The sequence below is a fragment of the Klebsiella sp. GW_Kp182 genome (assembly GCF_040062275.1).
In the GTDB taxonomy this organism is placed as follows: Bacteria; Pseudomonadota; Gammaproteobacteria; order Enterobacterales; family Enterobacteriaceae; genus Klebsiella; species Klebsiella michiganensis.
Genome location: NZ_JBEAFQ010000068.1, coordinates 9,687 through 26,173, shown reverse-complemented (window position 1 = coordinate 26,173; position 16,487 = coordinate 9,687). Strand labels below are relative to the sequence as shown.

Below are 16,487 nucleotides of genomic sequence, written 5' to 3'. Positions count from 1 at the left end.
TAGAGATGGTAATGCCGGGCGACAACATCAAAATGGTTGTTACCCTGATCCACCCGATCGCGATGGACGACGGTCTGCGTTTCGCAATCCGTGAAGGCGGCCGTACCGTTGGCGCGGGCGTTGTTGCTAAAGTTCTGGGCTAATATTTAGTTCTGAATTAAAAAGGGCGCTAAGGCGCCCTTTTTGCTGTCTGCTATTTGCATGAAGCAGCACAGTGACTGACAGCAAAGAGATTAAACGCCTATTTAATAAACAGCCTATTGTAATCATAACTATTCTCATTTACACTTTGTCTGTAAGTTGAACGGGAGTATATATGTACGTTTGTCTGTGTAATGGTGTGAACGATAAAAAAATCCGTCAGGCTGTGCGCCAATTCAATCCTCAGTCTTTTCAGCAGCTGCGGAAATTTATTCCCGTTGGAAATCAATGTGGTAAGTGCGTTCGTGCAGCACGAGAAATTATGGAAGATGAATTAACCCGCATGCCGGAATATCAAGAGATCGCCTGAAGTCTCTCAGCTTTACTTTGACATCCCTATAGCCCGAACTACGCTTCAATAAGTGGAAGCGGAGGGACTATATAATGAAAGGTGATGTCAAAATCATAAGTTATCTCAATAAATTATTGGGAAATGAGCTAGTCGCAATTAATCAATACTTTCTCCATGCGAGAATGTTCAAGAACTGGGGCCTGATGCGCCTCAATGATGTCGAGTACCACGAATCTATCGATGAAATGAAGCATGCCGATAAATATATCGAGCGCATTTTATTTCTCGAAGGGATCCCGAACCTGCAGGATCTCGGCAAACTCCGCATCGGAGAGGACGTCGAGGAGATGCTGCAATCCGACCTGAGGCTGGAACTGGAAGGGGCGAAGGATCTACGAGAAGCCATCGCCTATGCTGACAGCGTCCACGACTACGTCAGCCGTGATATGTTAATCACCATCCTCGCCGATGAAGAAGGCCATATCGACTGGCTGGAAACCGAGCTGGATTTGATAGGTAAAATTGGTCTGCAGAATTATCTTCAGTCGCAGATTAAAGTGGCTGACTAAAAAACGTCTGCCAACCACATAGCAAACCCGCTGTGGCCAGGAAAGGGCCGAAAGGCAGCGGGTTGCGTAATGCCAGCCTATGTTTGCCGCACAGCATCAGAACCGTTACGGCAGCGCAGGCGAGAATCGTTGCTATAATTACGAGCTGCGGTAAAACTCTCCATCCCTGCCATGCCCCTAGTGCGGCGAGAAATTTGACATCGCCGTAGCCGATGCCTTCACGCCCGCGTATTCCCCTGTAGAGCCAATAGATCAACGCAAAGGCCAGATAGCCTGCTATCGCTCCCCAGACTGCATGCTGCAGATTGGCTGGTGACATACACAGATAATAAAGCAACCCGCCCCACAGCAGAGGGCAGGTAAATTTATCGGGTAGCAAGCCATAGCGCAGATCGTGCCAACAAAGCGTGAGTAATAACCCGCCATAAATAATAAAGAATGCCAAAGTCGCTATCATCGATGGTTTCCATGTGGTGGTCCTGGGTACCGAGTGTGATGCAGGAGCCGAGCCTCTGGCAAAAGGCAATAAACAGGAATGGATGTCCCGCTCCAGAGTATTTGTCGGCCTTTCATGGCATTGCGTCGGGAGTGGAAGTGAGCTCGCAGAAACAAGTGATGATTTTGTACGCAGCCCTTGCGTTGTCGCTGAATTTGCGTATAATGCGCGGGCCTGTCAAAGTTGACGGCCGGTTCGATATGAACCCTGGTAGCAGCAACACGCTACCAAACAATGTTCCCAATTGGGGAACTATGTAAGAACGGTTACACTCTCCCATCAATCGTAATGGGTATGAGGAGTAACCATTTCGTCTATAAAATAATTGGAGCTCTGGTCTCATGCAGAACCAAAGAATCCGTATCCGCCTTAAAGCGTTTGATCATCGTCTGATCGATCAATCAACCGCGGAAATCGTCGAGACTGCTAAGCGCACTGGTGCGCAAGTCCGTGGTCCGATCCCGCTGCCGACCCGCAAAGAGCGCTTTACCGTTCTGATCTCTCCGCACGTTAACAAAGACGCGCGCGATCAGTACGAAATCCGCACTCATAAGCGTCTGGTTGACATCGTTGAGCCAACTGAAAAAACCGTTGATGCTCTGATGCGTCTGGATCTGGCTGCCGGTGTAGACGTGCAGATCAGCCTGGGTTAATCAGGTCATCGAGCGATTGAGAGGTTGAAACAATGATTGGTTTAGTCGGTAAAAAAGTGGGCATGACCCGCATCTTCACTGAAGATGGCGTATCTATCCCAGTAACCGTAATCGAAGTTGAAGCAAACCGCGTTACTCAGGTTAAAGATCTGGCTAACGATGGCTACCGTGCCGTTCAGGTGACCACTGGTGCTAAAAAAGCTAACCGTGTAACCAAACCGGAAGCGGGTCACTTCGCTAAAGCTGGCGTAGAAGCTGGCCGTGGTCTGTGGGAATTCCGTCTGGCTGACGGCGAAGAGTTCACCGTAGGTCAAGACATTAGCGTTGAGCTGTTTGCTGACGTTAAAAAAGTTGACGTAACCGGTACCTCTAAAGGTAAAGGTTTTGCTGGTACCGTTAAGCGCTGGAACTTCCGTACCCAGGACGCTACTCACGGTAACTCCTTGTCTCACCGCGTTCCGGGTTCTATCGGTCAGAACCAGACTCCGGGCAAAGTGTTCAAAGGCAAGAAAATGGCAGGTCAGCTGGGTAACGAACGTGTCACCGTTCAGAGCCTGGACGTAGTACGTGTTGACGCTGAGCGCAACCTGCTGCTGGTTAAAGGCGCGGTCCCGGGTGCAACCGGTAGCGACCTGATCGTTAAACCAGCTGTGAAGGCGTAAGGGGATAGCAATGGAATTAGTATTGAAAGACGCGCAGAGCGCGCTGACTGTTTCCGAAACTACCTTCGGTCGTGATTTCAACGAAGCGCTGGTTCACCAGGTTGTAGTTGCTTATGCAGCTGGTGCTCGTCAGGGTACTCGTGCTCAGAAGACTCGTGCTGAAGTAACTGGTTCAGGCAAAAAGCCGTGGCGCCAGAAAGGTACCGGCCGTGCGCGTTCAGGTTCTATCAAGAGCCCGATCTGGCGTTCAGGTGGCGTGACCTTCGCTGCGCGTCCGCAGGACCACAGTCAAAAAGTTAACAAAAAGATGTACCGCGGCGCGCTGAAAAGCATTCTGTCCGAACTGGTACGTCAGGATCGTCTGATCGTTGTCGAATCTTTCTCTGTAGAAGCGCCTAAAACTAAGCTGCTGGCACAGAAACTGAAAGACATGGCTCTGGAAGATGTGCTGATCATCACCGGTGAGCTGGACGAGAACCTGTTCCTTGCTGCGCGCAACCTGCACAAGGTTGACGTACGTGATGCAACTGGTATCGACCCGGTTAGCCTGATCGCCTTCGACAAAGTCGTAATGACTGCTGATGCTGTTAAGCAAGTTGAGGAGATGCTGGCATGATTCGTGAAGAACGTCTGCTGAAGGTGCTGCGCGCACCGCACGTTTCTGAAAAAGCGTCTACTGCGATGGAAAAAACTAACACCATCGTTCTCAAAGTTGCTAAAGACGCGACCAAAGCAGAGATCAAAGCTGCTGTGCAGAAACTGTTTGAAGTCGAAGTCGAAGTCGTTAACACCCTGGTTGTTAAAGGGAAAGTTAAACGTCACGGACAGCGTATCGGTCGTCGTAGCGACTGGAAAAAAGCTTACGTCACCCTGAAGGAAGGCCAGAATCTGGACTTCGTCGGCGGCGCTGAGTAAGTCGGAGGAGTAATACAATGGCAGTTGTTAAATGTAAACCGACATCTCCGGGTCGTCGCCACGTTGTTAAAGTGGTCAACCCAGAGCTGCACAAGGGCAAACCTTTTGCTCCGCTGGTTGAAAAAAACAGCAAATCCGGTGGTCGTAACAACAATGGCCGTATCACCACCCGTCATATCGGTGGTGGTCACAAACAGGCCTACCGTATTGTTGACTTCAAACGCAACAAAGATGGTATCCCGGCAGTTGTTGAACGTCTTGAGTACGATCCGAACCGCTCCGCGAACATCGCGCTGGTTCTGTACAAAGACGGTGAGCGCCGTTACATTCTGGCCCCTAAAGGCCTGAAAGCTGGCGACCAGATTCAATCTGGCGTTGATGCTGCAATCAAAGCAGGCAACACCCTGCCGATGCGCAATATCCCGGTTGGTTCTACCGTTCATAACGTAGAAATGAAACCAGGTAAAGGCGGTCAGCTGGCTCGTTCCGCTGGTACTTACGTTCAGATCGTTGCTCGCGATGGTGCTTATGTCACCCTGCGTCTGCGTTCTGGTGAAATGCGTAAAGTCGAAGCAGACTGCCGCGCTACTCTGGGCGAAGTTGGCAATGCTGAGCATATGCTGCGCGTTCTGGGTAAAGCAGGTGCTGCACGCTGGCGTGGTGTTCGTCCTACCGTTCGCGGTACTGCGATGAACCCAGTCGACCACCCACATGGTGGTGGTGAAGGTCGTAACTTTGGTAAGCACCCGGTAACTCCGTGGGGCGTTCAGACCAAAGGTAAGAAGACCCGCAGCAACAAGCGTACTGATAAATTCATCGTACGTCGCCGTAGCAAATAATTTTAGAGGATAAGCCATGCCACGTTCTCTCAAGAAAGGTCCTTTTATTGACCTGCACTTGCTGAAGAAGGTAGAGAAAGCGGTGGAAAGCGGAGACAAGAAGCCCCTGCGCACTTGGTCCCGTCGTTCAACGATCTTTCCTAACATGATCGGTTTGACCATCGCTGTCCATAATGGTCGTCAGCACGTTCCAGTTTTTGTTTCCGACGAAATGGTTGGTCACAAACTGGGTGAATTCGCACCGACTCGTACTTATCGCGGCCACGCTGCTGATAAAAAAGCGAAGAAGAAATAAGGTAGGAGGAAGAGATGGAAACTTTAGCTCAACATCGCCATGCTCGTTCTTCTGCTCAGAAGGTTCGCCTTGTTGCTGACCTGATTCGCGGTAAGAAAGTGTCGCAGGCCCTGGATATTCTGACCTACACCAATAAGAAAGCTGCTGTACTGGTCAAGAAGGTACTGGAATCTGCCATTGCTAACGCTGAACACAACGATGGCGCTGACATTGATGATCTGAAAGTTGCGAAAATTTTCGTAGACGAAGGCCCGAGCATGAAGCGCATTATGCCGCGTGCTAAAGGTCGTGCAGATCGCATCCTGAAGCGCACCAGCCACATTACTGTGGTTGTGTCCGATCGCTGAGACTCTGGAGACTAGCAATGGGTCAGAAAGTACATCCTAATGGTATTCGCCTGGGTATTGTAAAACCATGGAACTCAACCTGGTTTGCGAACACCAAAGAATTCGCTGACAACCTGGACAGCGATTTTAAAGTACGTCAGTACCTGACTAAGGAACTGGCGAAAGCGTCTGTATCTCGCATCGTTATCGAGCGTCCGGCTAAAAGCATCCGTGTGACCATTCACACTGCTCGCCCGGGTATCGTTATCGGTAAGAAAGGCGAAGACGTAGAAAAACTGCGCAAGGTCGTCGCGGATCTCGCTGGCGTGCCTGCACAGATCAATATTGCCGAAGTTCGTAAGCCTGAACTGGACGCTAAATTGGTTGCTGACAGCATCACTTCTCAGCTGGAACGTCGCGTTATGTTCCGTCGTGCTATGAAGCGTGCTGTACAGAACGCAATGCGTCTGGGCGCTAAAGGTATCAAAGTTGAAGTTAGCGGCCGTCTGGGCGGCGCGGAAATCGCACGTACCGAATGGTACCGTGAAGGTCGCGTACCGCTGCACACTCTGCGTGCTGACATCGACTACAACACCTCTGAAGCGCACACCACTTACGGTGTAATCGGCGTTAAGGTATGGATCTTCAAAGGTGAGATCCTGGGTGGTATGGCTGCTGTTGAACAACCGGAACCGGCTGCTCAACCTAAAAAGCAGCAGCGTAAAGGCCGTAAATAAGGAGCGTCGCTGATGTTACAACCAAAGCGTACAAAATTCCGTAAAGTGCACAAAGGCCGCAACCGTGGTCTGGCGCAGGGTACGGATGTTAGCTTCGGCACTTTCGGTCTGAAAGCTGTTGGCCGTGGTCGTCTGACTGCACGTCAGATCGAAGCAGCACGTCGTGCTATGACCCGTGCAGTTAAGCGTCAAGGTAAGATCTGGATCCGTGTATTCCCGGACAAACCGATCACCGAGAAGCCGCTGGAAGTTCGTATGGGTAAAGGTAAAGGTAACGTGGAGTACTGGGTTGCCTTGATTCAGCCGGGTAAAGTCCTTTATGAAATGGACGGCGTACCGGAAGAGCTGGCCCGTGAAGCATTCGGCCTGGCAGCAGCGAAACTGCCGATCAAAACCACCTTTGTAACTAAGACGGTGATGTAATGAAAGCAAAAGAGCTGCGTGAAAAAAGCGTTGAAGAGCTGAACGCTGAGCTGCTGAACCTGCTGCGTGAGCAGTTCAACCTGCGTATGCAGGCTGCAAGTGGCCAGCTGCAACAGACTCATCTGCTGAAGCAAGTGCGTCGTGATGTTGCACGCGTTAAGACTTTACTGACTCAGAAGGCGGGTGCGTAATGACCGATAAAATCCGTACTCTGCAAGGTCGCGTGGTTAGCGACAAAATGGAGAAATCCATTGTTGTTGCTATCGAACGTATGGTGAAACACCCGGTATACGGCAAATTCATCAAGCGTACGACCAAACTGCACGTACATGACGAGAACAACGAATGCGGTATCGGCGACGTGGTTGAAATCCGCGAATGCCGTCCGCTGTCCAAGACTAAGTCCTGGACGCTGGTTCGCGTTGTAGAGAAAGCGGTTCTGTAATAGAGTACGCATTCTCGATACGGATAAACGGCTCAGCGATGAGCCGTTTATTTTTTCTACCCATATCTGATTTGCGGTGTTATAATGCCGCGCCCTCGATATGGGGCTTTTTTAACGACCCTATTTTTGGGTCTCAGTAGTAGTTGACATTAGCGGAGCACTAAAATGATCCAAGAACAGACTATGCTGAACGTCGCCGACAACTCCGGTGCACGTCGCGTAATGTGTATCAAGGTTCTGGGTGGCTCGCACCGTCGCTACGCAGGCGTAGGCGACATCATCAAGATCACCATCAAAGAAGCAATTCCGCGTGGTAAGGTCAAAAAAGGTGATGTGCTGAAGGCGGTAGTGGTGCGCACCAAGAAGGGTGTTCGTCGCCCGGACGGTTCTGTCATTCGCTTCGATGGTAATGCATGCGTTATTTTAAACAATAACAGCGAGCAGCCCATCGGTACGCGTATTTTTGGGCCGGTAACTCGTGAACTTCGTAACGAGAAGTTCATGAAAATTATCTCTCTGGCCCCAGAAGTACTCTAAGGAGCGAATCATGGCAGCGAAAATCCGTCGTGATGACGAAGTTATCGTGTTAACCGGTAAAGATAAAGGTAAACGCGGTAAAGTTAAGAATGTCTTGTCTTCCGGCAAGCTCATTGTTGAAGGTATCAACCTGGTTAAGAAACACCAGAAGCCGGTTCCGGCTCTGAACCAACCAGGCGGCATCGTTGAAAAAGAAGCTGCTATTCAGGTTTCTAACGTTGCAATCTTCAATGCGGCAACCGGCAAGGCTGACCGTGTAGGCTTTAGATTCGAAGACGGCAAAAAAGTCCGTTTCTTCAAATCTAACAGCGAAACTATCAAGTAATTTGGAGTAGTACGATGGCGAAACTGCATGATTACTACAAAGACGAAGTAGTTAAAAAACTCATGACTGAGTTTAACTACAATTCTGTCATGCAAGTCCCTCGGGTCGAGAAGATCACCCTGAACATGGGTGTTGGTGAAGCGATCGCTGACAAGAAACTGCTGGATAACGCAGCAGCCGATCTGACAGCAATCTCCGGTCAAAAACCGCTGATCACCAAAGCACGCAAATCAGTTGCAGGCTTCAAAATCCGTCAGGGCTATCCGATCGGCTGTAAAGTAACTCTGCGTGGCGAACGCATGTGGGAGTTCTTTGAGCGCCTGATCACTATTGCTGTACCGCGTATCCGTGACTTCCGTGGCTTGTCCGCTAAGTCTTTCGACGGTCGTGGCAACTACAGCATGGGTGTCCGTGAGCAGATCATCTTCCCAGAAATCGACTACGATAAAGTCGACCGCGTTCGTGGTTTGGATATTACCATTACCACTACTGCGAAATCTGATGAAGAAGGCCGCGCTCTGCTGGCTGCCTTTGACTTCCCGTTCCGCAAGTAAGGTAGGGTTACTTAATGGCTAAGCAATCAATGAAAGCACGCGAAGTAAAGCGCGTGGCTTTAGCTGATAAATTCTTCGCTAAACGCGCTGAACTGAAAGCTATCATCTCTGATGTGAACGCAACCGACGAAGATCGTTGGAATGCTGTTCTCAAGCTGCAGACTCTGCCGCGTGATTCCAGCCCGTCTCGTCAGCGTAATCGCTGCCGTCAAACAGGTCGTCCGCATGGTTTCCTGCGGAAGTTCGGGTTGAGCCGTATCAAGGTCCGTGAAGCCGCAATGCGCGGTGAAATCCCGGGTCTGAAAAAGGCTAGCTGGTAATTGTCACCAATTGAATCACGGGAGTAAAGACAGATGAGCATGCAAGATCCGATCGCGGATATGCTGACCCGTATCCGTAACGGTCAGGCCGCGAATAAAGCTGCGGTCACCATGCCTTCCTCCAAGCTGAAAGTGGCAATTGCCAACGTGCTGAAGGAAGAAGGCTTTATTGAAGATTTTAAAGTTGAAGGCGACATCAAGCCGGAACTGGAACTGACTCTTAAGTATTTCCAGGGTAAAGCTGTTGTAGAAAGCATTCAGCGTGTCAGCCGCCCAGGTCTGCGCATCTACAAACGTAAAGATGAGCTGCCGAAAGTTATGGCGGGTCTGGGTATCGCGGTTATTTCTACCTCTAAAGGTGTTATGACCGATCGTGCAGCGCGCCAGGCTGGTCTTGGTGGCGAAATTATCTGCTACGTAGCCTAATCGGAGGAAAAAATGTCTCGTGTTGCTAAAGCACCGGTCGTTGTTCCTGCCGGCGTTGATGTAAAAATCAACGGTCAGGTTATTACGATCAAAGGTAAAAACGGCGAGCTGACTCGTACCCTCAACAATGCTGTTGAAGTTAAACATGCAGATAATGCTCTGACCTTCGGTCCGCGTGATGGTTTCGTGGATGGATGGGCTCAGGCTGGTACCGCGCGTGCCCTGCTGAACTCAATGGTTGTTGGTGTTACCGAAGGCTTCACTAAAAAGCTTCAGCTGGTTGGTGTAGGCTATCGTGCAGCGGTCAAAGGGGATGTAGTAAACCTGGCTTTAGGTTTCTCTCATCCTGTTGAGCATAAACTGCCGGCCGGTATCACTGCAGAATGTCCGACTCAAACTGAAATCGTGCTGAAAGGCGCTGATAAGCAGGTGATCGGCCAGGTTGCAGCAGATCTGCGCGCCTACCGTCGTCCTGAGCCTTATAAAGGTAAGGGTGTTCGTTACGCCGACGAAGTCGTGCGTACCAAAGAGGCTAAGAAGAAGTAAGGTAACACTATGGATAAGAAATCTGCTCGTATCCGTCGTGCGACCCGCGCACGCCGCAAGCTCCAGGAGCTGGGTGCAACTCGCCTGGTGGTACATCGTACCCCGCGTCATATTTACGCACAGGTAATTGCACCAAACGGTTCTGAAGTTCTGGTAGCTGCTTCTACTGTAGAAAAAGCTATCGCTGAACAACTGAAGTACACCGGTAACAAAGACGCGGCAGCAGCTGTGGGTAAAGCTGTTGCTGAACGCGCTCTGGAAAAAGGCATCAAAGATGTTTCCTTTGACCGTTCCGGGTTCCAATATCATGGTCGTGTCCAGGCACTGGCAGATGCTGCCCGTGAAGCTGGCCTTCAGTTCTAAGGTAGAGGTGTAAGATGGCTCACATCGAAAAACAAGCTGGCGAACTGCAGGAAAAGCTGATCGCGGTTAACCGCGTATCTAAAACCGTTAAAGGTGGTCGTATTTTCTCCTTCACAGCTCTGACTGTAGTTGGTGACGGTAACGGTCGCGTTGGTTTTGGTTACGGTAAAGCGCGTGAAGTTCCAGCAGCGATCCAGAAAGCGATGGAAAAAGCCCGTCGCAATATGATTAACGTCGCGCTGAACCACGGCACCCTGCAGCACCCGGTTAAAGGTGTTCACACGGGTTCTCGTGTATTCATGCAGCCAGCTTCCGAAGGTACCGGTATCATCGCCGGTGGTGCAATGCGCGCCGTTCTGGAAGTTGCTGGAGTTCATAACGTTCTGGCCAAAGCATATGGTTCCACCAACCCGATCAACGTGGTTCGTGCAACTATTGATGGCCTGGAAAATATGAATTCTCCAGAAATGGTCGCTGCCAAGCGTGGTAAATCCGTTGAAGAAATTCTGGGGAAATAAACCATGGCAAAGACTATTAAAATTACTCAAACCCGCAGTGCAATCGGTCGTCTGCCGAAACACAAGGCAACGCTGCTTGGCCTGGGTCTGCGTCGTATTGGTCACACCGTAGAGCGCGAGGATACTCCTGCTGTTCGTGGTATGGTCAACGCGGTTTCCTTCATGGTTAAAGTTGAGGAGTAAGAGATGCGTTTAAATACTCTGTCTCCGGCCGAAGGCTCCAAAAAGGCGGGTAAACGCCTGGGTCGTGGTATCGGTTCTGGCCTCGGTAAAACCGGTGGTCGTGGTCACAAAGGTCAGAACTCTCGTTCTGGTGGTGGCGTACGTCGCGGTTTCGAAGGTGGTCAGATGCCTCTGTACCGTCGTCTGCCGAAATTCGGCTTCACTTCTCGTAAAGCGATGATCACCGCAGAAGTTCGTCTGTCTGATCTGGCTCACGTAGAAGGCGATGTTATCGACCTGAACACGCTGAAAGCGGCTAACATTATCGGTATCCAGATCGAATTCGCGAAAGTGATCCTGTCTGGTGAAGTATCTCGTCCGGTAACTGTTCGTGGCCTGCGCGTGACTAAAGGTGCTCGTGCTGCTATCGAAGCTGCTGGCGGTAAAATTGAGGAATAAGTAGCAGATGGCTAAGCAACCGGGATTAGATTTTCAAAGTGCCAAAGGTGGGATTGGCGAACTGAAGCGCAGACTGTTGTTTGTAATCGGTGCGTTGATTGTGTTCCGTATTGGCTCTTTTATTCCGATCCCTGGTATTGATGCCGCTGTACTTGCCAAACTGCTTGAGCAACAGCGAGGCACCATCATTGAAATGTTCAACATGTTCTCTGGTGGTGCTCTCAGCCGTGCTTCTATCTTTGCGTTGGGTATCATGCCGTATATTTCGGCATCGATCATTGTCCAGCTGCTGACGGTTGTTTATCAGCCGTTAGCGGAGCTGAAGAAAGAAGGGGAGTCTGGTCGTCGTAAGATCAGCCAGTACACCCGCTACGGTACTCTGGTGCTGGCGATATTCCAGTCGATCGGTATTGCTACCGGTCTGCCGAATATGCCTGGTATGCAGGGCCTGGTGATTAATCCAGGCTTTGCATTCTATTTCACCGCTGTTGTTAGTCTGGTCTCAGGAACGATGTTCCTGATGTGGCTCGGCGAACAGATTACTGAGCGCGGTATCGGAAACGGTATCTCAATCATTATCTTCGCCGGTATCGTTGCGGGTCTCCCGCCGGCCATCGCCCATACTATCGAGCAAGCGCGTCAAGGCGACCTGCACTTCCTCCTGTTGCTGTTGGTTGCAGTATTAGTATTTGCAGTGACCTTCTTTGTTGTCTTTGTAGAGCGTGGTCAACGCCGCATTGTGGTAAACTACGCTAAACGTCAACAGGGTCGTCGTGTCTATGCTGCACAGAGCACACATTTACCGCTGAAAGTGAATATGGCAGGGGTTATCCCGGCAATCTTCGCTTCCAGTATTATTCTGTTCCCGGCTACCATTACATCATGGTTCGGGGGCGGTACTGGTTGGAACTGGCTGACAACAATTTCGCTGTATTTGCAGCCTGGGCAACCGCTTTATGTGTTACTCTATGCGTCTGCAATCATCTTCTTCTGTTTCTTCTACACGGCGTTGGTTTTCAACCCGCGTGAAACAGCAGATAACCTGAAGAAGTCCGGTGCATTTGTACCAGGAATTCGTCCGGGAGAGCAAACGGCGAAGTATATCGATAAAGTAATGACTCGCCTGACTTTGGTCGGTGCGTTATACATCACTTTTATCTGCCTGATCCCGGAGTTCATGCGTGATGCAATGAAAGTACCGTTCTACTTTGGTGGGACCTCACTGCTTATCGTTGTTGTTGTGATTATGGACTTTATGGCTCAAGTGCAAACTCTGATGATGTCGAGTCAGTACGAGTCTGCATTGAAGAAGGCGAACCTGAAAGGCTACGGCCGCTAACAGGTCGCTCGAGAAGTTACGGAGAGTAAAAATGAAAGTTCGTGCTTCCGTCAAGAAATTATGCCGTAACTGCAAAATCGTTAAGCGTGATGGCGTCATCCGCGTGATTTGCAGTGCCGAGCCGAAGCATAAACAGCGCCAAGGCTGATTTATTCGCATATTTTTCTTGCAAAGTTGGGTTGAGCTGGCTAGATTAGCCAGCCAATCTTTTGTATGTCTGTACGTTTCCATTTGAGTATCCTGAAAACGGGCTTTTCAGCATGGTGCGTACATATTAAATAGTAGGAGTGCATAGTGGCCCGTATAGCAGGCATTAACATTCCTGATCACAAACATACCGTAATCGCATTAACTGCTATTTTCGGTATCGGCAAGACCCGCTCTAAAGCCATCTGTGCTGACACGGGTATCGCTGAAAATGTTAAGATCAGTGAGCTGTCTGAAGAACAAATTGAATCCCTGCGTGAAGCGGTTGGTAAATTTGTCGTTGAAGGTGATCTGCGCCGTGAAATCACCCTGAGCATCAAGCGTCTGATGGACCTTGGTTGCTATCGTGGTTTACGCCATCGTCGTGGTCTTCCGGTTCGCGGTCAGCGTACTAAGACCAACGCACGTACCCGTAAGGGTCCGCGTAAACCGATCAAGAAATAGTCGGGGTGATTGAATAATGGCAAAGGCACCAGTTCGTGCACGTAAGCGTGTAAGAAAACAAGTCTCTGATGGCGTGGCTCATGTCCATGCTTCTTTTAACAACACCATCGTTACCATTACCGATCGTCAGGGTAACGCGCTGGGTTGGGCAACAGCCGGTGGTTCCGGTTTCCGTGGTTCTCGCAAATCCACTCCGTTTGCAGCTCAGGTTGCAGCAGAGCGTTGCGCTGAAGCCGTAAAAGAATACGGTATCAAGAATCTGGAAGTTATGGTCAAAGGTCCGGGTCCAGGTCGCGAATCTACTATTCGTGCACTGAACGCCGCTGGTTTCCGCATCACTAATATTACTGATGTGACTCCGATCCCTCATAACGGTTGTCGTCCGCCGAAAAAACGTCGCGTATAACGCGTTCGTTTCTAGGATTGTTGGAGAAAGAAAATGGCAAGATATTTGGGTCCTAAGCTCAAGCTGAGCCGTCGTGAGGGCACAGACCTGTTCCTTAAGTCTGGCGTTCGCGCGATCGATACCAAGTGTAAAATTGAACAAGCTCCTGGCCAGCACGGTGCGCGTAAACCGCGTCTGTCTGACTATGGTGTGCAGTTGCGTGAAAAGCAAAAAGTTCGCCGTATGTACGGTGTGCTGGAGCGTCAGTTCCGTAACTACTATAAAGAAGCAGCGCGTCTGAAAGGCAACACCGGTGAAAACCTGTTGACTCTGCTGGAAGGTCGTCTGGACAACGTTGTATACCGTATGGGCTTCGGCGCGACTCGTGCTGAATCACGTCAGCTGGTTAGCCACAAAGCTATCATGGTAAACGGTCGTGTTGTTAACATCGCTTCTTATCAGGTTAAAGCGAATGACGTTGTCAGCATTCGTGAGAAAGCGAAAAAGCAATCTCGCGTGAAAGCCGCTCTGGAGCTGGCTGAGCAGCGTGAAAAGCCAACCTGGCTGGAAGTTGATGCTGGCAAGATGGAAGGTACGTTCAAGCGTCAGCCGGAACGTTCTGATCTGTCTGCGGACATTAACGAACACCTGATCGTCGAGCTTTACTCCAAGTAAAGCTTAGTACCAAAGAGAGGACACAATGCAGGGTTCTGTGACAGAGTTTCTAAAACCGCGCCTGGTCGATATCGAGCAAGTGAGTTCGACGCACGCCAAGGTGACCCTTGAACCTTTAGAGCGTGGCTTTGGCCATACTCTTGGTAACGCACTGCGCCGTATTCTGCTCTCATCGATGCCGGGTTGCGCGGTGACCGAGGTTGAGATTGATGGTGTACTTCATGAGTACAGCACCAAAGAAGGCGTTCAGGAAGATATCCTTGAAATCCTGCTCAACCTGAAAGGGCTGGCGGTGAGAGTTCAGGGTAAAGATGAAGTTATCCTTACTTTGAACAAATCTGGCATTGGCCCTGTGACCGCAGCCGACATTACCCATGACGGTGATGTCGAAATCGTCAAGCCGCAACATGTGATCTGCCACCTGACCGATGAGAACGCAGCTATTAGCATGCGTATCAAAGTTCAGCGCGGTCGCGGTTATGTGCCGGCTTCTGCCCGAATTCATTCGGAAGAAGATGAGCGCCCAATCGGCCGTCTGCTGGTCGACGCATGCTACAGCCCTGTAGAGCGTATTGCCTACAATGTTGAAGCAGCGCGTGTAGAACAGCGTACCGACCTGGACAAGCTGGTCATCGAAATGGAAACCAACGGCACAATCGATCCTGAAGAGGCGATTCGTCGTGCGGCAACCATCCTGGCAGAACAACTGGAAGCTTTCGTTGATTTACGTGATGTACGTCAGCCGGAAGTGAAAGAAGAGAAACCAGAATTCGATCCGATCCTGCTGCGCCCTGTTGACGATCTCGAATTGACTGTCCGCTCTGCTAACTGCCTTAAGGCAGAAGCTATCCACTATATCGGTGATCTGGTACAGCGTACCGAGGTTGAGTTGCTGAAAACGCCGAACCTGGGTAAAAAATCTCTTACTGAGATTAAAGACGTGCTGGCTTCACGTGGTTTGTCTCTGGGCATGCGCCTGGAAAACTGGCCACCGGCAAGCATTGCTGACGAGTAACCGGATCACAGGTTAAGGTTTTACTGAGAAGGATAAGGTCATGCGCCATCGTAAGAGTGGTCGTCAACTGAACCGCAACAGCAGCCATCGCCAGGCTATGTTCCGTAACATGGCTGGTTCGCTGGTTCGTCATGAAATCATCAAGACGACCCTGCCGAAAGCGAAAGAACTGCGTCGCGTAGTTGAGCCGCTGATTACTCTTGCCAAGACTGATAGCGTTGCTAATCGTCGTCTGGCATTCGCCCGTACTCGTGATAATGAGATCGTGGCAAAACTGTTTAACGAGCTGGGCCCGCGTTTCGCGAGCCGCGCCGGTGGTTACACTCGTATTCTGAAGTGTGGCTTCCGTGCAGGCGACAACGCGCCGATGGCATACATCGAGCTGGTTGATCGCTCTGAATCGAAAGCAGAAGCTGCTGCAGAGTAATCTGTAGTAACGTAAAAAAACCCGCTCCGGCGGGTTTTTTTATATCCACCCTATTCCTGCTTGTTTACAATATCTGCATTATTTTTGTTCATCCCCGGAGCCTTATGATGTGGTTACTGGATCAGTGGGCAGAACGCCATATTCTTGATGCACAGCACAAAGGTGAGTTTGATAACCTGCCGGGAAGTGGGGAGCCACTGACTCTGGACGATGACTCGCATGTGCCGCCTGAGCTACGCGCAGGCTATCGATTACTCAAGAATGCGGGTTGTTTACCTCCCGAACTTGAGCATCGTAAAGAAGCCGTGATGCTCAATGACTTACTTAAAGGCGTTCAGGAGAGCGATCCCCGCTATGCTGAGCTGAGTCGTCGTCTGGCGCTGCTCGAGTTAAAGCTGCGGCAGGCGGGCTTGAACACTGACTTTCTGCGTGGGGATTACGCGGATAAGTTGCTGCAAAAGATTAATGAGGAGTAATCATGTACCGCATAGGTGAACTGGCTAAATTGGCTGACGTTACTCCCGATACCATCCGCTATTATGAAAAACAGCAGATGATGGATCATAACGTGCGCACTGAAGGTGGATTTCGTCTCTATTCGGATAACGATCTACAGAGGCTGCGTTTTATTCGCTATGCCAGGCAGCTTGGTTTTACGCTGGAATCGATCCGCGAACTTCTCTCGATCCGCATCGATCCGGAACATCATACCTGTCAGGAATCTAAAGGCATTGTGCAGGCTCGTTTAAGTGAAGTGGAATCCCGGATTAAAGAGTTACAAGCCATGCGTCGTTCTTTGCAGCGCCTCAATGATGCTTGCTGCGGAACAGCGCACAGCAGCGTCTATTGCTCAATTCTTGAAGCACTGGAGCAGGGCGCCAGCAGTCATAATCCAGCACGTTGATTTTTTCATCAGACGCGTCTACACTCAC

The 16,487-nt window shown here is 50.3% G+C and carries 33 protein-coding genes and 1 pseudogene; 33 read left to right on the top strand and 1 reads right to left on the bottom strand.

What is annotated here, in order from left to right; genetic code table 11:
- From tuf to bfr, 3 genes and pseudogenes are all read left to right on the top strand, one after another.
- Positions 1 to 143 (top strand): annotated as a pseudogene (tuf, locus tag ABLU88_RS26245) (elongation factor Tu); the annotation flags it as partial.
- A gap of 173 nt (positions 144 to 316) precedes the next feature.
- On the top strand, positions 317 to 511 hold the full coding sequence (gene bfd / locus ABLU88_RS26240; protein WP_004125913.1) for a bacterioferritin-associated ferredoxin: 195 nt from the start codon (positions 317 to 319) through the stop codon (positions 509 to 511).
- A 74-nt stretch (positions 512 to 585) separates the two neighbouring features.
- The gene (gene bfr, locus ABLU88_RS26235) at positions 586 to 1,062 is read left to right on the top strand and encodes a bacterioferritin (protein ID WP_004125910.1); all 477 of its coding nucleotides are present in this window, start codon (positions 586 to 588) and stop codon (positions 1,060 to 1,062) included.
- On the opposite strand, the gene ABLU88_RS26230 is transcribed toward bfr, so the two are convergent.
- On the bottom strand, positions 1,046 to 1,519 hold the full coding sequence (locus ABLU88_RS26230; protein ID WP_025107525.1) for an A24 family peptidase: 474 nt from the start codon (positions 1,517 to 1,519) through the stop codon (positions 1,046 to 1,048). The two genes, bfr and ABLU88_RS26230, sit on opposite strands and share 17 nt — an antisense overlap.
- A 380-nt stretch (positions 1,520 to 1,899) precedes the next feature.
- Between ABLU88_RS26230 and rpsJ the strand changes: the two genes are divergently transcribed.
- The 30 genes from rpsJ to zntR all read left to right on the top strand — a co-directional run bounded on the left by rpsJ (position 1,900) and on the right by zntR (position 16,459).
- Positions 1,900 to 2,211, top strand: a complete 312-nt coding sequence (gene rpsJ / locus ABLU88_RS26225) for a 30S ribosomal protein S10 (protein ID WP_001181005.1) — start codon at positions 1,900 to 1,902, stop codon at positions 2,209 to 2,211.
- A gap of 32 nt (positions 2,212 to 2,243) precedes the next feature.
- Positions 2,244 to 2,873, top strand: coding sequence for a 50S ribosomal protein L3 (gene rplC, locus ABLU88_RS26220; protein WP_004106354.1), 630 nt, complete (start codon positions 2,244 to 2,246; stop codon positions 2,871 to 2,873).
- 10 nt (positions 2,874 to 2,883) lie between these two features.
- Positions 2,884 to 3,489 carry a 50S ribosomal protein L4 gene (gene rplD / locus ABLU88_RS26215; protein WP_003031119.1) on the top strand — a complete coding sequence of 202 codons (606 nt, stop codon included), beginning with the start codon at positions 2,884 to 2,886 and terminating at the stop codon, positions 3,487 to 3,489.
- Positions 3,486 to 3,788: a 50S ribosomal protein L23 gene (rplW, locus tag ABLU88_RS26210; RefSeq protein WP_000617546.1), complete on the top strand. Its 303-nt coding sequence runs from the start codon at positions 3,486 to 3,488 to the stop codon at positions 3,786 to 3,788. Before rplD ends, rplW begins: the two co-directional genes overlap by 4 nt.
- 17 nt (positions 3,789 to 3,805) lie before the next feature.
- The gene (gene rplB / locus ABLU88_RS26205; RefSeq protein WP_000301869.1) at positions 3,806 to 4,627 is read left to right on the top strand and encodes a 50S ribosomal protein L2; all 822 of its coding nucleotides are present in this window, start codon (positions 3,806 to 3,808) and stop codon (positions 4,625 to 4,627) included.
- A 16-nt stretch (positions 4,628 to 4,643) separates the two neighbouring features.
- Positions 4,644 to 4,922 (top strand): 30S ribosomal protein S19, encoded by a 279-nt coding sequence (gene rpsS / locus ABLU88_RS26200; RefSeq protein WP_001138115.1) that lies wholly within the window; start codon positions 4,644 to 4,646, stop codon positions 4,920 to 4,922.
- Between the two features lie 14 nt (positions 4,923 to 4,936).
- The gene (gene rplV, locus ABLU88_RS26195) at positions 4,937 to 5,269 is read left to right on the top strand and encodes a 50S ribosomal protein L22 (RefSeq protein WP_002919773.1); all 333 of its coding nucleotides are present in this window, start codon (positions 4,937 to 4,939) and stop codon (positions 5,267 to 5,269) included.
- 17 nt (positions 5,270 to 5,286) lie between these two features.
- Positions 5,287 to 5,985 (top strand): 30S ribosomal protein S3, encoded by a 699-nt coding sequence (rpsC, locus tag ABLU88_RS26190; protein WP_004106350.1) that lies wholly within the window; start codon positions 5,287 to 5,289, stop codon positions 5,983 to 5,985.
- A 12-nt stretch (positions 5,986 to 5,997) separates the two neighbouring features.
- Entirely contained in the window at positions 5,998 to 6,408 is a 411-nt protein-coding gene (gene rplP / locus ABLU88_RS26185; protein WP_002919759.1) for a 50S ribosomal protein L16, read from the top strand.
- The gene (gene rpmC, locus ABLU88_RS26180; protein WP_002919754.1) at positions 6,408 to 6,599 is read left to right on the top strand and encodes a 50S ribosomal protein L29; all 192 of its coding nucleotides are present in this window, start codon (positions 6,408 to 6,410) and stop codon (positions 6,597 to 6,599) included. Before rplP ends, rpmC begins: the two co-directional genes overlap by 1 nt.
- Complete coding sequence (rpsQ, locus tag ABLU88_RS26175; RefSeq protein ID WP_004106347.1) at positions 6,599 to 6,853, top strand: 30S ribosomal protein S17; 255 nt, start codon at positions 6,599 to 6,601, stop codon at positions 6,851 to 6,853. The genes rpmC and rpsQ overlap by 1 nt, the downstream gene beginning before the upstream one ends.
- A 165-nt stretch (positions 6,854 to 7,018) precedes the next feature.
- A complete protein-coding gene (rplN, locus tag ABLU88_RS26170) occupies positions 7,019 to 7,390 on the top strand; it encodes a 50S ribosomal protein L14 (RefSeq protein ID WP_000613954.1) in 372 nt (123 codons plus the stop codon).
- Positions 7,391 to 7,400: 10 nt separating this feature from the next.
- Positions 7,401 to 7,715, top strand: a complete 315-nt coding sequence (rplX, locus tag ABLU88_RS26165; RefSeq protein ID WP_004106345.1) for a 50S ribosomal protein L24 — start codon at positions 7,401 to 7,403, stop codon at positions 7,713 to 7,715.
- A gap of 14 nt (positions 7,716 to 7,729) precedes the next feature.
- Positions 7,730 to 8,269, top strand: a complete 540-nt coding sequence (gene rplE, locus ABLU88_RS26160; RefSeq protein WP_001096202.1) for a 50S ribosomal protein L5 — start codon at positions 7,730 to 7,732, stop codon at positions 8,267 to 8,269.
- 14 nt (positions 8,270 to 8,283) lie between these two features.
- On the top strand, positions 8,284 to 8,589 hold the full coding sequence (gene rpsN / locus ABLU88_RS26155) for a 30S ribosomal protein S14 (protein ID WP_002919667.1): 306 nt from the start codon (positions 8,284 to 8,286) through the stop codon (positions 8,587 to 8,589).
- Between the two features lie 33 nt (positions 8,590 to 8,622).
- Complete coding sequence (rpsH, locus tag ABLU88_RS26150; protein WP_004106343.1) at positions 8,623 to 9,015, top strand: 30S ribosomal protein S8; 393 nt, start codon at positions 8,623 to 8,625, stop codon at positions 9,013 to 9,015.
- Between the two features lie 12 nt (positions 9,016 to 9,027).
- Entirely contained in the window at positions 9,028 to 9,561 is a 534-nt protein-coding gene (rplF, locus tag ABLU88_RS26145; RefSeq protein ID WP_004106341.1) for a 50S ribosomal protein L6, read from the top strand.
- Between the two features lie 9 nt (positions 9,562 to 9,570).
- Complete coding sequence (gene rplR, locus ABLU88_RS26140) at positions 9,571 to 9,924, top strand: 50S ribosomal protein L18 (protein WP_000358960.1); 354 nt, start codon at positions 9,571 to 9,573, stop codon at positions 9,922 to 9,924.
- A gap of 14 nt (positions 9,925 to 9,938) precedes the next feature.
- Positions 9,939 to 10,442, top strand: coding sequence for a 30S ribosomal protein S5 (gene rpsE / locus ABLU88_RS26135; RefSeq protein ID WP_004106339.1), 504 nt, complete (start codon positions 9,939 to 9,941; stop codon positions 10,440 to 10,442).
- A gap of 3 nt (positions 10,443 to 10,445) precedes the next feature.
- The gene (gene rpmD, locus ABLU88_RS26130; RefSeq protein ID WP_001140434.1) at positions 10,446 to 10,625 is read left to right on the top strand and encodes a 50S ribosomal protein L30; all 180 of its coding nucleotides are present in this window, start codon (positions 10,446 to 10,448) and stop codon (positions 10,623 to 10,625) included.
- A 3-nt stretch (positions 10,626 to 10,628) separates the two neighbouring features.
- Positions 10,629 to 11,063 (top strand): 50S ribosomal protein L15, encoded by a 435-nt coding sequence (gene rplO / locus ABLU88_RS26125; protein ID WP_004106336.1) that lies wholly within the window; start codon positions 10,629 to 10,631, stop codon positions 11,061 to 11,063.
- Between the two features lie 7 nt (positions 11,064 to 11,070).
- Positions 11,071 to 12,402, top strand: coding sequence for a preprotein translocase subunit SecY (gene secY, locus ABLU88_RS26120; RefSeq protein ID WP_004106334.1), 1,332 nt, complete (start codon positions 11,071 to 11,073; stop codon positions 12,400 to 12,402).
- A gap of 31 nt (positions 12,403 to 12,433) precedes the next feature.
- Positions 12,434 to 12,550: a 50S ribosomal protein L36 gene (gene rpmJ / locus ABLU88_RS26115; protein WP_000868187.1), complete on the top strand. Its 117-nt coding sequence runs from the start codon at positions 12,434 to 12,436 to the stop codon at positions 12,548 to 12,550.
- A 146-nt stretch (positions 12,551 to 12,696) separates the two neighbouring features.
- Positions 12,697 to 13,053 carry a 30S ribosomal protein S13 gene (gene rpsM, locus ABLU88_RS26110; protein WP_004106333.1) on the top strand — a complete coding sequence of 119 codons (357 nt, stop codon included), beginning with the start codon at positions 12,697 to 12,699 and terminating at the stop codon, positions 13,051 to 13,053.
- A gap of 16 nt (positions 13,054 to 13,069) precedes the next feature.
- On the top strand, positions 13,070 to 13,459 hold the full coding sequence (rpsK, locus tag ABLU88_RS26105; RefSeq protein WP_004138423.1) for a 30S ribosomal protein S11: 390 nt from the start codon (positions 13,070 to 13,072) through the stop codon (positions 13,457 to 13,459).
- A 33-nt stretch (positions 13,460 to 13,492) separates the two neighbouring features.
- Positions 13,493 to 14,113 carry a 30S ribosomal protein S4 gene (gene rpsD, locus ABLU88_RS26100; RefSeq protein ID WP_004125897.1) on the top strand — a complete coding sequence of 207 codons (621 nt, stop codon included), beginning with the start codon at positions 13,493 to 13,495 and terminating at the stop codon, positions 14,111 to 14,113.
- A gap of 25 nt (positions 14,114 to 14,138) precedes the next feature.
- Entirely contained in the window at positions 14,139 to 15,128 is a 990-nt protein-coding gene (gene rpoA, locus ABLU88_RS26095) for a DNA-directed RNA polymerase subunit alpha (RefSeq protein WP_002919219.1), read from the top strand.
- A 40-nt stretch (positions 15,129 to 15,168) separates the two neighbouring features.
- Positions 15,169 to 15,555 (top strand): 50S ribosomal protein L17, encoded by a 387-nt coding sequence (rplQ, locus tag ABLU88_RS26090; protein WP_001216372.1) that lies wholly within the window; start codon positions 15,169 to 15,171, stop codon positions 15,553 to 15,555.
- A 107-nt stretch (positions 15,556 to 15,662) separates the two neighbouring features.
- Entirely contained in the window at positions 15,663 to 16,031 is a 369-nt protein-coding gene (locus ABLU88_RS26085; protein ID WP_042934199.1) for a DUF1992 domain-containing protein, read from the top strand.
- 2 nt (positions 16,032 to 16,033) lie between these two features.
- Entirely contained in the window at positions 16,034 to 16,459 is a 426-nt protein-coding gene (gene zntR / locus ABLU88_RS26080) for a Zn(2+)-responsive transcriptional regulator (RefSeq protein ID WP_014227035.1), read from the top strand.
- The last annotated feature ends 28 nt before the right edge of the window (positions 16,460 to 16,487 follow it).

Coding starts and splice junctions, on each gene's coding strand:
- bfd (WP_004125913.1), top strand. CDS start 317: ATGTACGTTTGTCTGTGTAATGGTGTGAACGATAAAAAAATCCGTCAG.
- bfr (WP_004125910.1), top strand. CDS start 586: ATGAAAGGTGATGTCAAAATCATAAGTTATCTCAATAAATTATTGGGA.
- ABLU88_RS26230 (WP_025107525.1), bottom strand. CDS start 1,519: ATGATAGCGACTTTGGCATTCTTTATTATTTATGGCGGGTTATTACTC.
- rpsJ (WP_001181005.1), top strand. CDS start 1,900: ATGCAGAACCAAAGAATCCGTATCCGCCTTAAAGCGTTTGATCATCGT.
- rplC (WP_004106354.1), top strand. CDS start 2,244: ATGATTGGTTTAGTCGGTAAAAAAGTGGGCATGACCCGCATCTTCACT.
- rplD (WP_003031119.1), top strand. CDS start 2,884: ATGGAATTAGTATTGAAAGACGCGCAGAGCGCGCTGACTGTTTCCGAA.
- rplW (WP_000617546.1), top strand. CDS start 3,486: ATGATTCGTGAAGAACGTCTGCTGAAGGTGCTGCGCGCACCGCACGTT.
- rplB (WP_000301869.1), top strand. CDS start 3,806: ATGGCAGTTGTTAAATGTAAACCGACATCTCCGGGTCGTCGCCACGTT.
- rpsS (WP_001138115.1), top strand. CDS start 4,644: ATGCCACGTTCTCTCAAGAAAGGTCCTTTTATTGACCTGCACTTGCTG.
- rplV (WP_002919773.1), top strand. CDS start 4,937: ATGGAAACTTTAGCTCAACATCGCCATGCTCGTTCTTCTGCTCAGAAG.
- rpsC (WP_004106350.1), top strand. CDS start 5,287: ATGGGTCAGAAAGTACATCCTAATGGTATTCGCCTGGGTATTGTAAAA.
- rplP (WP_002919759.1), top strand. CDS start 5,998: ATGTTACAACCAAAGCGTACAAAATTCCGTAAAGTGCACAAAGGCCGC.
- rpmC (WP_002919754.1), top strand. CDS start 6,408: ATGAAAGCAAAAGAGCTGCGTGAAAAAAGCGTTGAAGAGCTGAACGCT.
- rpsQ (WP_004106347.1), top strand. CDS start 6,599: ATGACCGATAAAATCCGTACTCTGCAAGGTCGCGTGGTTAGCGACAAA.
- rplN (WP_000613954.1), top strand. CDS start 7,019: ATGATCCAAGAACAGACTATGCTGAACGTCGCCGACAACTCCGGTGCA.
- rplX (WP_004106345.1), top strand. CDS start 7,401: ATGGCAGCGAAAATCCGTCGTGATGACGAAGTTATCGTGTTAACCGGT.
- rplE (WP_001096202.1), top strand. CDS start 7,730: ATGGCGAAACTGCATGATTACTACAAAGACGAAGTAGTTAAAAAACTC.
- rpsN (WP_002919667.1), top strand. CDS start 8,284: ATGGCTAAGCAATCAATGAAAGCACGCGAAGTAAAGCGCGTGGCTTTA.
- rpsH (WP_004106343.1), top strand. CDS start 8,623: ATGAGCATGCAAGATCCGATCGCGGATATGCTGACCCGTATCCGTAAC.
- rplF (WP_004106341.1), top strand. CDS start 9,028: ATGTCTCGTGTTGCTAAAGCACCGGTCGTTGTTCCTGCCGGCGTTGAT.
- rplR (WP_000358960.1), top strand. CDS start 9,571: ATGGATAAGAAATCTGCTCGTATCCGTCGTGCGACCCGCGCACGCCGC.
- rpsE (WP_004106339.1), top strand. CDS start 9,939: ATGGCTCACATCGAAAAACAAGCTGGCGAACTGCAGGAAAAGCTGATC.
- rpmD (WP_001140434.1), top strand. CDS start 10,446: ATGGCAAAGACTATTAAAATTACTCAAACCCGCAGTGCAATCGGTCGT.
- rplO (WP_004106336.1), top strand. CDS start 10,629: ATGCGTTTAAATACTCTGTCTCCGGCCGAAGGCTCCAAAAAGGCGGGT.
- secY (WP_004106334.1), top strand. CDS start 11,071: ATGGCTAAGCAACCGGGATTAGATTTTCAAAGTGCCAAAGGTGGGATT.
- rpmJ (WP_000868187.1), top strand. CDS start 12,434: ATGAAAGTTCGTGCTTCCGTCAAGAAATTATGCCGTAACTGCAAAATC.
- rpsK (WP_004138423.1), top strand. CDS start 13,070: ATGGCAAAGGCACCAGTTCGTGCACGTAAGCGTGTAAGAAAACAAGTC.
- rpsD (WP_004125897.1), top strand. CDS start 13,493: ATGGCAAGATATTTGGGTCCTAAGCTCAAGCTGAGCCGTCGTGAGGGC.
- rpoA (WP_002919219.1), top strand. CDS start 14,139: ATGCAGGGTTCTGTGACAGAGTTTCTAAAACCGCGCCTGGTCGATATC.
- rplQ (WP_001216372.1), top strand. CDS start 15,169: ATGCGCCATCGTAAGAGTGGTCGTCAACTGAACCGCAACAGCAGCCAT.
- ABLU88_RS26085 (WP_042934199.1), top strand. CDS start 15,663: ATGTGGTTACTGGATCAGTGGGCAGAACGCCATATTCTTGATGCACAG.
- zntR (WP_014227035.1), top strand. CDS start 16,034: ATGTACCGCATAGGTGAACTGGCTAAATTGGCTGACGTTACTCCCGAT.